This is a genomic window from Kineosporia sp. A_224 (genome assembly GCF_002198655.1).
Taxonomy (GTDB): domain Bacteria; phylum Actinomycetota; class Actinomycetes; order Actinomycetales; family Kineosporiaceae; genus R-H-3.
Map to the genome: position 1 here is coordinate 16,800 of NZ_MWLN01000240.1, position 10,739 is coordinate 27,538.

The 10,739-nt window shown below is 73.0% G+C and carries 11 protein-coding genes; 10 read left to right on the forward strand and 1 reads right to left on the reverse strand.

Annotated elements, in window-relative coordinates:
• Window positions 1–118: 118 nt before the first annotated feature.
• Window positions 119–1,717 (reverse strand): APC family permease, encoded by a 1,599-nt coding sequence (locus EDJALFJO_RS32790; RefSeq protein ID WP_198950871.1) that lies wholly within the window; start codon window positions 1,715–1,717, stop codon window positions 119–121.
• A gap of 318 nt (window positions 1,718–2,035) precedes the next feature.
• On the opposite strand from EDJALFJO_RS32790, the gene EDJALFJO_RS32795 reads away from it, so the two are divergent.
• The 10 genes from EDJALFJO_RS32795 to EDJALFJO_RS32840 all read left to right on the forward strand — a co-directional run bounded on the left by EDJALFJO_RS32795 (window position 2,036) and on the right by EDJALFJO_RS32840 (window position 10,350).
• Window positions 2,036–3,523 (forward strand): aspartate aminotransferase family protein, encoded by a 1,488-nt coding sequence (locus EDJALFJO_RS32795; RefSeq protein ID WP_088290835.1) that lies wholly within the window; start codon window positions 2,036–2,038, stop codon window positions 3,521–3,523.
• A gap of 74 nt (window positions 3,524–3,597) precedes the next feature.
• On the forward strand, window positions 3,598–5,133 hold the full coding sequence (locus EDJALFJO_RS32800) for an aldehyde dehydrogenase family protein (protein ID WP_088290846.1): 1,536 nt from the start codon (window positions 3,598–3,600) through the stop codon (window positions 5,131–5,133).
• 4 nt (window positions 5,134–5,137) lie between these two features.
• Window positions 5,138–5,755 (forward strand): BMC domain-containing protein, encoded by a 618-nt coding sequence (locus tag EDJALFJO_RS32805; protein ID WP_088290836.1) that lies wholly within the window; start codon window positions 5,138–5,140, stop codon window positions 5,753–5,755.
• The gene (locus EDJALFJO_RS32810) at window positions 5,752–6,243 is read left to right on the forward strand and encodes a hypothetical protein (RefSeq protein WP_088290837.1); all 492 of its coding nucleotides are present in this window, start codon (window positions 5,752–5,754) and stop codon (window positions 6,241–6,243) included. Before EDJALFJO_RS32805 ends, EDJALFJO_RS32810 begins: the two co-directional genes overlap by 4 nt.
• On the forward strand, window positions 6,243–6,527 hold the full coding sequence (locus EDJALFJO_RS32815) for a EutN/CcmL family microcompartment protein (protein WP_088290838.1): 285 nt from the start codon (window positions 6,243–6,245) through the stop codon (window positions 6,525–6,527). Before EDJALFJO_RS32810 ends, EDJALFJO_RS32815 begins: the two co-directional genes overlap by 1 nt.
• A gap of 62 nt (window positions 6,528–6,589) precedes the next feature.
• Window positions 6,590–6,877 (forward strand): BMC domain-containing protein, encoded by a 288-nt coding sequence (locus EDJALFJO_RS32820; protein ID WP_088290839.1) that lies wholly within the window; start codon window positions 6,590–6,592, stop codon window positions 6,875–6,877.
• Between the two features lie 49 nt (window positions 6,878–6,926).
• A complete protein-coding gene (locus EDJALFJO_RS32825) occupies window positions 6,927–7,586 on the forward strand; it encodes a microcompartment protein (RefSeq protein WP_088290840.1) in 660 nt (219 codons plus the stop codon).
• Between the two features lie 41 nt (window positions 7,587–7,627).
• Window positions 7,628–8,662 carry a phosphotransferase gene (locus EDJALFJO_RS32830; RefSeq protein WP_088290847.1) on the forward strand — a complete coding sequence of 345 codons (1,035 nt, stop codon included), beginning with the start codon at window positions 7,628–7,630 and terminating at the stop codon, window positions 8,660–8,662.
• Between the two features lie 94 nt (window positions 8,663–8,756).
• Window positions 8,757–9,539 (forward strand): 3-oxoacyl-ACP reductase FabG, encoded by a 783-nt coding sequence (gene fabG, locus EDJALFJO_RS32835; protein ID WP_088290841.1) that lies wholly within the window; start codon window positions 8,757–8,759, stop codon window positions 9,537–9,539.
• A gap of 10 nt (window positions 9,540–9,549) precedes the next feature.
• The gene (locus EDJALFJO_RS32840; protein WP_088290842.1) at window positions 9,550–10,350 is read left to right on the forward strand and encodes a GntR family transcriptional regulator; all 801 of its coding nucleotides are present in this window, start codon (window positions 9,550–9,552) and stop codon (window positions 10,348–10,350) included.
• Window positions 10,351–10,739: the final 389 nt, after the last annotated feature.

Genomic DNA, 10,739 nt, shown 5'->3' on the forward strand with positions numbered 1-10,739 from the left:
CTCGCAAGGATGGGTGGAGACGCCAAGACCGGCGGGCAGGTCGGAGGACGGGGGGCGACCGACCCGCCCGCCGGTCGTCGGCGGGCGCGTGCGCCGGGCGAGCCGGCGCGAAGCGCTGTCAGGACCGCTCGTGCGCCTCCGCGAGCGTCGTGCGACCGATCTCGTTGTACGTGTCGGCGTGCGCGCTGCGCAGCCAGAGCGCGTACCCGATGCCGAGCGCGAGCGTCACGACGATGTACCCGGGCATGAAGGTGAAGACCTTCGACCCGGCGCCGAGGCCTGCGGCGAACGCCCGGTTCTGCCAGAGCAGGAGAAGCGCGTAGATCATGCCGGCACCGCCGATGAGCGGGCAGACGAGCGACCAGAGGACGTTGCCCGGGTGCACCTTCTTCACGAAGAAGTAGGAGATCACCGCGGCCGAGCAGATCGTCTGGACGATGAGGATCATCGCCGTCCCGATGAGCGCGAGGATCCCGTACATGTTGACGTAGGGCACGAGCTCCGGGGTGTCGACCGCCGCGGCCCCGTCGGCGCCGGGCACCGACACGGCCGTGAAGAGGAAGAACAGCACGGTGAGCAGGATCGTGATGCCCATCTGGATCCACGACGCGACGGCCGGCGACTGGTGCGCCGCGGTCGTCGAGCCGACCGTGTTGCGGACGCCGGCCCAGGGAGCCTCACGACCGAGGGCGTAGATGTACCGCGACGCCGCGTTGTGGAACGCCATGGCGCACGCGAACGAGCCGACGACGAGGAGGATCTTGTAGAGGCCGAGCGCGACCCCGCCGAGGTTGTCCTTGACGAGGGTCAGCCACAGGTCGACCGGGGCCGCGCTGATCGAGTACTCGACGGCCTTGGTCTTGCCCTGGCCGACGATGACCATCCACGACATGAACGTGTAGAAGAGCCCGAGGCCGACGACCGCGATGAGCGTCGCGCGCGGGACGATGTGCGCCGGGTCCTTCGACTCCTCGCCGTACACGGCGGTGGTCTCGTAGCCGACCCACGACCAGAAGGCGAAGAAGATGCCGATGGCCGCGGTGCCGGCGGCGGCCGCCGTCCCGAAGGCCTGGGCGTCGAGGTTGCCGAAGGCCGGGCCGATCGGGACGGTCTCGGAGAACAGGTAGCCGTCCGGGCCGCCCTTGATGAGCACCGAGATGCCGAGCGCGGCGAGGAGGACGACCTCGCTGACGAGGGTGACGCCGAGCACGGCCGCGGTGAGCGTCACCGAGTAGTACGTGAGGACGCCGATGAGCACCGCCCCGGCGAGCGCGAAGACCAGCCAGTGGATGTTCACGTCGAACGAGGTCTTCATCGCGTCGTGCGCGAAGTACGCGAAGCCGCCGATGAGCGAGCCCTCGAAGATGACGTACGCGACGGTCGCGAGCAGGCCCGAGGCCATGCCGGCGACCTGGCCGAGACCGTGGGAGATGAAGCCGTAGAACGCGCCGGTCGTCGTGATGTGCTTCGCCATCGAGACGAAGCCGATGGTGAAGAACGTGAGGACGACGGTCGCGAAGAGGAAGCCGGCGGGGGCGCCGAGGCCGTTGCCGTAGCCGATGGCGATCGGCACGTTGAAGCTCATGGCCGTGATCGGGGCCGCGTTGGCCACGGCCATGAAGAGCACCGAGACGAGGCCGATGGCCCCGGCCTTGAGGCCCGTGTTCACCCGGTGGTCACCGGGGACGGCTGTCGGTGCGGGGTCTTGTGTCGTCACGCGGGCTCCTAGGTGGGGGCGGGCCGGAACGGTGCAGCGCACAGTGGTCCACTCGTGCGGCGTGATGATGTCCGTGGACTAGCCGAACGGTGCACCAAAGCGGTGACCATTTTCAAGGGTTCGGGGCACCCGAGTCGACCTTCGGGGACGATTTACGTGAACGTAACCCCTGTTGAGACGCCTGTGACTACGTGAAAGCGGGCGTTTGCCACGGGCGGTGACCGGTCCAGACCGTAGGCCTTGTTCTGGTATGGCTTTTCGGTATGCTCTGGCTCCGCGTCGTGGGGCGCGGACGCAGCGGACGGGCGGGAGCAGCCGATGACGGACTCGACGGGTGCGGCCGGCGCCGGGGAGCAGGTCTCCGCGGCGGCCGAGCAGCTCGGGTTCTCCAGCAAGGCCGACGTCCTGGCGAAGTCGCAGGAGTTCTGGAACCCCGGCAAGACCCGTTTCTGGATGGGGACCGGGGTCGACCTCGTCATCGACCGGCGCGAGGGGTACTACCTCTACGACATGTCGGGCCGGCGGCTCATCGACGTCCACCTCAACGGCGGCACGTACAACCTGGGCCACCGCAACCCCGAGGTCGTCCGGGCGGTGACCGCCGCGATGGGGCACTTCGACATCGGCAACCACCACTTCCCGTCGATGGCCCGGACCGCGCTCGCCGAGGCGCTCGTCCGCTCGGCCCCGCCGGGCCTGACCAAGGTGGTCTACGGCTCCGGCGGCGGCGAGGCGATCGACATCGCGCTCAAGACCGCCCGGCACGTCACGAAGAAGCGCAAGATCGTCTCGATCATCAAGGCGTACCACGGGCACACCGGGCTGGCCGTCGCGACGGGTGACGAGCGCTTCTCCGAGCTGTTCCTCGCCGATCGCCCCGAGGAGTTCCCGCACGTCCCCTTCAACGACCTCGCGGCCATGGAAGAGGCGCTGCGCGGCCGCGACGTCGCCGCCGTCATCATGGAGACGATCCCCGCGACGTACGGCTTCCCGCTCCCCGAACCCGGGTACCTGGAGGCGGTCAAGGCGCTGTGCGAGCAGTACGACGCGCTCTACATCGCCGACGAGGTGCAGACCGGCCTCATGCGCACCGGCGAGCTGTGGGGCATCACGAAGCACGGCATCGCCCCGGACATCCTCGTGACCGGCAAGGGCATCTCCGGCGGGATGTACCCGATCGCCGCGGTCCTGCTCAGCGAGCGCTGCGCCGGCTGGCTCACCGAGGACGGCTTCGGCCACATCTCGACGTTCGGCGGCGCCGAGCTCGGCTGCATCGCGGCGCTCAAGGCGCTGGAGATCTGCAGCCGCCCGGAGACGCGCTCGATGGTCCACTACATCTCCGACGCCGTCGGCCGCGGGCTGCGCGACATCCAGGACACCTACCCCGACTGGTTCGTCGGCATCCGGCAGAACGGCGTCGTCATGGGGCTGGAGTTCGACCACCCGCAGGGCGCCACGTACGTCATGCGGCGGCTCTACGAGGGCGGCGTCTGGGCGATCTTCTCCACGCTCGACCCGCGGGTCCTGCAGTACAAGCCGGGCATCCTGCTGAGCGCCGACCAGTGCGAGGAGCTCCTCATGCGGACGGCGACCGCGATCGGCCGGGCGCGGGACGACGCCGCGCGGGACGGCTGGCGCGGCGGCTCCCCGGCCCGCCGGACCACGGCGGTACCCGCCGCGGCTGCGGTCCCGCCGGCGGCGTCCGGCGTGTCGGCCGACGCGGACGGCGCGTTCGTCACGACGCGGAACGGGCGGCGGGTCCCCGTCCGCACGACCGTCCCGGTCCGGAAGGCGGTGACCCGGTGACGAGCGGTCTGCTCGACGGACCCTTCGGGGACGCCGTCCTCACCGAACCGGCCGGGGTGCCCCGCGGCCGGGCGATGCTCGAGCGGGCCGAGTGGGCCGCGCGCGCGTTCGCCCGCTACGACGCGGCGACGGTCGACCGGATCCTGAGCGCAGCGGCGGCGGCCGGCGCAGCGCACGCCGACGAGTTCGCCCGGCGCGCCGTCGAGGAGACCGGCTTCGGTGTCGCCGAGCACAAGCGGCTCAAGAACCTCGCGTGCTCGACCGGTCTCCTGGAGGCTTACGCGGGTCACGACTTCGTGAGCGTGCGCGTCGACCACGAGGCGAAGATCGTCGAGATCCCGCGGCCCGCGGGCGTCGTCCTCGCCCTCACCCCGTCGACGAACCCGGTCGCCACCGTCTACTTCAAGATCCTGCTCGCCCTCATGACCCGCAACGCGGTCGTGGTCTGCCCGCACCCGCTCGCGAGGTCGGTGTGCGCCGACGCGGCCCGCATCATGGCCGAGGCCGCGGTCGCGGCCGGTGCCCCCGACGGCTGCGTCCAGTGGGTCGACGAGCCGTCCGTCCCGCTGCTCAACGCGCTCATGAGCGACGAGCGCACCGACGTCGTCGTCGCGACGGGCGGCGTCCAGGTCGTCCGGGCCGCGTACCGCAGCGGCAACCCGGCGATCGGGGTCGGCCCGGGCAACGTGCCGGTCCTCGTCGACGCCACCGCGGACCTCGCCGCGGCCGCCCGCCGGATCGTCGACAGCAAGAGCTTCGACAACTCGGTCCTCTGCACGAACGAGTCCGTCCTCGTCGTCGAGGAGGCGTGCGCCGACACCCTGGTCACGGCCCTGCGCCGCGCCGGCGCGCACCTGCTCACCGAGGACGAGCGCGACCGGGTGCGGGACCTGCTCTTCCCGGGCGGGGTCTTCGACACGTCCTGCGTCGGCCGGGACGCCGTGACCCTCGCCGGCCGGGCCGGCGTCCGGGTGCCGGCCGGGACCCGGGTGCTCCTCGCGCCGTTCGACCTCGTCGTCCCGGAGGAGCCGCTCGCCCGCGAGAAGCTCTGCCCGGTGCTCGGCCTGGTCCGGGTGCCGACGGTGCGCAGCGGGATCGACACCGCCCGCGCGGTGCTCCGGATCAGCGGGGCCGGCCACTCCGCCGCCGTGCACTCGACCGACCCGGCGACGATCCTCGCGTTCGGGGCCGCCGTCCGTGTCCTGCGGGTCAGCGTCAACACCGGGGCGAGCCTCGGCGGCTCCGGCCTCGAGACGAACCTCGCACCGACGATGACGATCGGCACCGGCTTCTTCGGCCGGTCGAGCGTCGGGGAGAACCTCGAACCACGGCACCTGGTGAACCACACGAGGCTCGCGTGGAACGCCGACCCCGGCGTGGGCATGCCGGACGTCGCGGCGGCGACGGGGTCCGCCTGGGCGCCGCCGACCGGCCCGGTGCCGGCCTACCCGCACGCGTCGAACACCGCGGAGGCCGCGGACGTGCTGCGGGCCGCCGTCGCAGGTGCCGCGGCCGCGCCGCGCGAGCCGGTCACCGCCGAGTCCGCGGACCTGCGCGAGGAGGTCCGGCGGATGGTCGTCGCGGAGCTCCGCCGGATCGTCGAGGGCTGAGGACATGGCCGACCTGAGGTCCTTCATCTTCATCGACCAGCTGCAGCCGCAGACGATGTGCTACCTCGGCACCTGGGTCCGCGGCTCGCTGCCCCGGCGCGGGATGGCCGCGCAGGTCGTCGAGGTGGCGCCCGGTCTCGACATCGAGCCGCTCACCGACGTCGCGCTCAAGCACGCCCGGGTGCAGGCCGGGATCCTCATGGTGGAGCGGCAGTTCGGCTACCTCGAGGTGCACGGGTCGACGGACGAGGTGCAGGCGGCGGCGTCCGCCGTCCTCGACTCCCTCGGCGCGCTCGCGTCCGACGCCGCGGCACCGCAGGTGCTCGCATCGCGGATCGTCACCTCGCTCGACCACCAGCACGCGTTCCTCGTGAACCGCAACAAGATCGGGTCGATGGCCCTCGCCGGCGAGAGTCTCTTCGTGCTGGAGATGCAGCCCGCCTCGTACGCGATCCTCGCGGTGAACGAGGCCGAGAAGGCCGCCGACATCAAGGTCGTCGACTACCGGATGTTCGGCGCCACCGGCCGGGTCTACCTCTCCGGTCGCGAGGCCGACGTCCGGCAGGCCGTTGAGGCGGCCGAGGCCGCTCTCGCGGGCGCGCTCGCCGGAGGCCGCCGATGACGGACGCCGTCGGCGCCGAGGACCTGCGCGCGCTCGTCCGCGACGCGCTGCGCGAGGTGCTGCCCGAGATGCTCGCCGGGGTCGCCCAGGGCCGGGCCGGCCGCGCCCGCGTGGAGGACGTCCGGGTCGCGGACGACGCCGACCTCGCCGCCTTCGCCGCACGGGTCCTCGACCTCGGGGACGACGTCCGCGCGGGCCGGGTCACGTTCCGGCTCGTCGCGGGCACACCGGGCACACCAGGCACACCGGGCACGCCGGGCACGCCGGGCACGCCCGCCGCGCGGCCGGTGCGGGCGGACGACGGCACGCACCGGGTCGACCGCGGCGCCGTCACCGAGCGGCACGTGCGGGCCGCCGAGGCCGCGGGCCGGCGGATCGTCGTCGGACCGCGGGCGGTCGTCACACCGCTGGCCCGTGACCGGGCCCGCACGGCCGGGGTCGAGATCGTCCGCGCCCCGGCCACCGTCACCGATGCAGGGAGGCACTGATGCTGCGTGCACGTGTGATCGGCAACGTCTGGGCGACGCGCCGGCTGGCCGAGATCCCGAACGGCGCCTTCCTCGAGGTCGAGGCGGACGGCGGCGGCCGGCTCGTCGCCTTCGACGTCCTCGGCACCGGGATCGGCGAGCACGTGCTCGTGGCGACCGGCTCCGTCGCGGCGTCGTGGTTCCAGACCTCCGGCGGTCCGTCGTCCGCGAACCGCCCCGCACCCCCGATCGACGCGCTCGTCATCGGCTCGATCGACGAGCGGCCGGCCGACGACCTGCCCTGACCCGCACCACCCGCCGTCCGAACCCGGCCGGCACGCCCGGCACCGACACCCGAGGAGAAACCATGTCCAGCACCGCGATCGGCCTGCTCGAGACCAAGGGCTACGTCGCCGCGCTCGCCGCGGCCGACGCGATGGTCAAGGCCGCGAACGTCGTCATCGTCAGCCGTGACACCGTCGGCGACGGCCTCGTGGCGATCACGGTCGTCGGCGACGTCGGCGCGGTGAAGGCCGCGACCGAGGCCGGCGCCGAGACCGCCGCCCAGGTCGGCGAGCTCGTCTCCGTGCACGTCATCCCGCGCCCGCACGCCGAGCTCGGCAAGCACTTCACGGTCACCGGCGCCGACGACTGAAGAGACCCGCCCGTCCGAACCCCGCCACACCCGACGATCCCGTGAGGCCATGAGCACACCGACCGGACGGCGCCCCACCCAGCTGCGGGTGCACCTGCTGCTGCAGGACCTGCAGCCGCAGTTCGCCGCGTGGCTGGGCACGCCGACACGGGCGCGCGGCTACCCGCCGTACGCCGGGCAGCACGCGCTCTTCGTCGAGGTGGCACCGGGGCTGGCGATCCACCGGATCGCCGACCTCGCGCTGCGGGCGGCCCCCGCGGTCGAGCCCGGCATCCTCTTCGTGGAGCGGCAGTTCGGCGTGCTCGAGGTGCACGGGGACCGGCTTGCCGACGTCGAGGCGGCGAGCCGGGCGATCCTCGACGGGATCGGGGCCGGGAGCCAGGACGGGCTGGCCCCCGACGTGCTCTACTCCGACGTCATCGACGACGTGAGCGACACCCACGCCGTCATCGTCAACCGCACCCGGGAGGCGTCGATGCTGCTGCCCGGCCAGTCGCTCCTCGTCCACGAGGTGACGCCGGCCCTGTTCGCCGCGCTGGCCGCCAACGAGGCCGAGCGGGCCGCCCCGGGGGTCACCCTCGTCGACGTGTCGATGATCGGCGCCGCCGGCCGGCTCTACCTCGGCGGCAGCCCCCGGGACGTCGCGCGGGCCCGGGCGGCGATCGACGACGTGTTCTCCGCCCTGGACCACGGAAGGACAACAGGATGAGCGGTGTGCCCGAGCCGGACGAGGAGACGTCCGGCGAGCTCATGACGACCCGGACCCCCGACGGGGACCCCGCGCAGCGGGCACGGCTCGAGGAGATCGCCCGCAGCGCGCTCGCCCACCACGACGTCGACCCCGCGGCGACGCTCACGCTCCTCAACATCAGCGAGAACGCGACGTACGCCGTCGACGACCCGGCGACCGGGGTCCGCAGCGTCCTGCGGGTGCACCGGCCGGGCTACCACTCGCGGGCGGCGATCGAGAGCGAGCTGGCCTGGATCGGTGCCCTGCGCGGCGACGACGTCGTCCGCACGCCTGAGGTGCTCCCCGCCCGCGACGGCGCGCCCGTCGCCACCGGTCGGCACCCGGACGGCGAGGAGCGGCACGCCGTCCGGTTCGAGTGGTGCCCCGGTGCCGAGCCGGCGGGGGAGCGGCTCGTCGACGACTTCCGCGACCTCGGTGCCGTGACGGCCCGGCTCCACCTGCACGCCCGCAGCTGGGCGCGGCCGGCGTCGTTCACCCGGTTCCGCTGGGACTACGAGACCTCGATCGGCCCGCGCGGGCACTGGGGCCGCTGGCAGGACGGGATGGCGGTCGGCGCCGCCGAGCGCGAGGTCCTCGGCCGCCTCGACCTCGCGCTGCGGGACCGGCTGGCCGCCTTCGGCGACGGGCCGGACCGGTTCGGCCTCGTCCACGCCGACATGCGCCTGGCCAACCTCCTCGTCGACCCGGACGACGTCTCCTCCGGGGTGACGGTCATCGACTTCGACGACTGCGGCCTGGGCTGGTTCATGTACGACCTGGGCTCGTCGCTGTCGTTCATCGAGCACGACCCCCGGGTCCCCGAGCTGACGGACGCGTGGGCCGCCGGCTACCGGACGGTGGCGCCGCTGTCCGCGGCGGAGGAGGCCGAGCTGCCGACGTTCGTGCTCCTGCGCCGGCTGCTCCTCGTCGCCTGGATCGGCTCGCACTCCGATACCGACCTCGCCCAGGAGATGGGGGAGGAGTACACCGCCGTCTCGTGCGACCTCGCCGAGGCGTACCTGTCCCGGCCGCCCGTCGTCCGCACCGTGCTCTGACCTCCGGCACTCCCTGCCTCCGAACCTGCCTCCGAACCTGCCTCCGAACCCTGCGTCCGAACCCGTCACCGACCGCACTGCGAAGGGACCGCACATGTTCAGCTCCGTCGAGGGCCGCACCGTCGTCGTCACCGGTGGCACGAAGGGCATCGGGAAGGGCATCGCCCGGGTCTTCGCCCGCTCCGGCGCGAACGTCGTCGTCGTCGGGCGGGACGAGACGACGGCCCGCGCCTGCGCCGACGAGCTCACCGCCCTCGGCGGGGGCACCGTCTCCTACGTCCTGGCCGACGTCGCGACCCTCGACGGCAACCGCGCCGCCGCGGACGCCGCGGTGAGCCGGCACGGCGGCATCGACGTCCTCTGCGCCAACGCCGGGATCTTCCCGGACGCCAAGCTCGCGGACATGACCGAGGCGGACATGGACTCGGTCTTCGGCACGAACGTCAAGGGCACGATGTTCGCCGTCCAGGCCTGCCTGCCGTACCTGACGGCCTCCGGGCACGGGCGGGTCATCCTCACGTCCTCGATCACCGGCCCGGTCACCGGCTTCCCCGGGTGGTCGCACTACGGGGCGAGCAAGGCCGCCCAGCTCGGCTTCATGCGGACGGCGGCCATCGAGCTCGCGCCGCGCAGGATCACCGTGAACGCCGTCCTCCCGGGGAACATCGCGACGGAGGGGCTCGCCGACCTCGGTGCCTCGTACCGGGCGACGATGGAGGCCTCGATCCCCATGAAGCGACTGGGGGAGGTCGACGACATCGGCTACGCGGCGCTGTTCTTCGCCACGGACGAGGCCGCGTACGTGACCGGGCAGGCCCTCGTCGTCGACGGCGGCCAGGTGCTGCCCGAGTCCCTGGAGGCGCTCCAGGGTGCGTGAGGACGGGCCTGTGGCCGCGCTGCCGCCGGACCCGCTCGGCCCCGCCGCGGACGACGTCCGCCGGCGGCTCCTCGAGCGGATCCGGTCCGGCGACCTGCGCGGGGGCGAGCGGCTCGGCGCGGAGCGTGACCTCGCCGTGGAGTACGGGGTGAGCCGCTCGACGTTGCGGCAGGCGCTCTCCGCGCTCGAGGGGCAGGGGTTCCTGCGGCGGACGCCGGGCCGGGGCGGTGGCACGTTCGTCACCGCCGCCAAGGTCTCCCGGGACCTGTCCCGGATCGTCGGCCTGCCGGCGTTGCTGCGGGACCAGGGCTTCTTCGCCGGGACCCGGGTGCTGTCGGCGGCCGTCGTCGCCGCCGACGACGCGACGGCCCGGGCCCTCGGGGTCGCCCCGGGCGCCTACGTGCACGACGTCGTCCGGATCCGGCTCGCGGACGGCGCCCCGATCTCGCTCGAGCACGCCCGGTTCCCGGCGGCGAGGTTCCCGGACCTGCTGGAGCAGAGCCTGGGCGGCTCGATCTACGAGCTGCTCGCCGCCCGGTACGGCGTGGAGCCGGCCGAGGCGGAGGAGCAGATCGAGGTCGTCGAGGCGGCGGGCGACGAGGCGGCCGTGCTCGGGACGGCCCAGGGCGCGGCGCTGCTGGCGATCACGCGCACGACGCGGGACGAGGAGGGGATCCCCCTGGAGTTCTCCTACGACCTCTTCCGTGCCGACCGCACGGCGATCACGGTGCGGACCCGTGGGCCGCGCGGGACGGCGCTGTCCGCCGGGGCCCGCGAGCAGGCCTCCGGACGGCCCCGCAGGCCCCGGTAGGCAGACCGTCCGCCCGTGCGCAAGGGGGCCGGGGGTCCGGGGCAAAAAATCTTGGACAAAGTCTCGGTGCGCTGGATCCGTTGTCCCGCAACGACTTCGTCGTCGCTCGACCCCCGTGGTGACCCGCTGTGACGGTCTCCGGGAGGCCCATGTTGCCGGGACGTGTCAAGAGCACCCCCCGGGAGCGGGTAATGTTCTTCCTGCCGGAGCGAGCGGGACGGCGAGGACGGGTCGGGAAGCCGATTTGACCGAGCAAAACCCCGCGGCTAAGGTAGGAGAGTTGCCCCGATGGAACCGCCCCCGACTGGGGTGGATTCGTGGTGCGTCTGTTCCTTGAGAACTCAACAGCGTGCTTTGTAGTCGATGCCAAGAGCCTTGGCTTGTGGGGT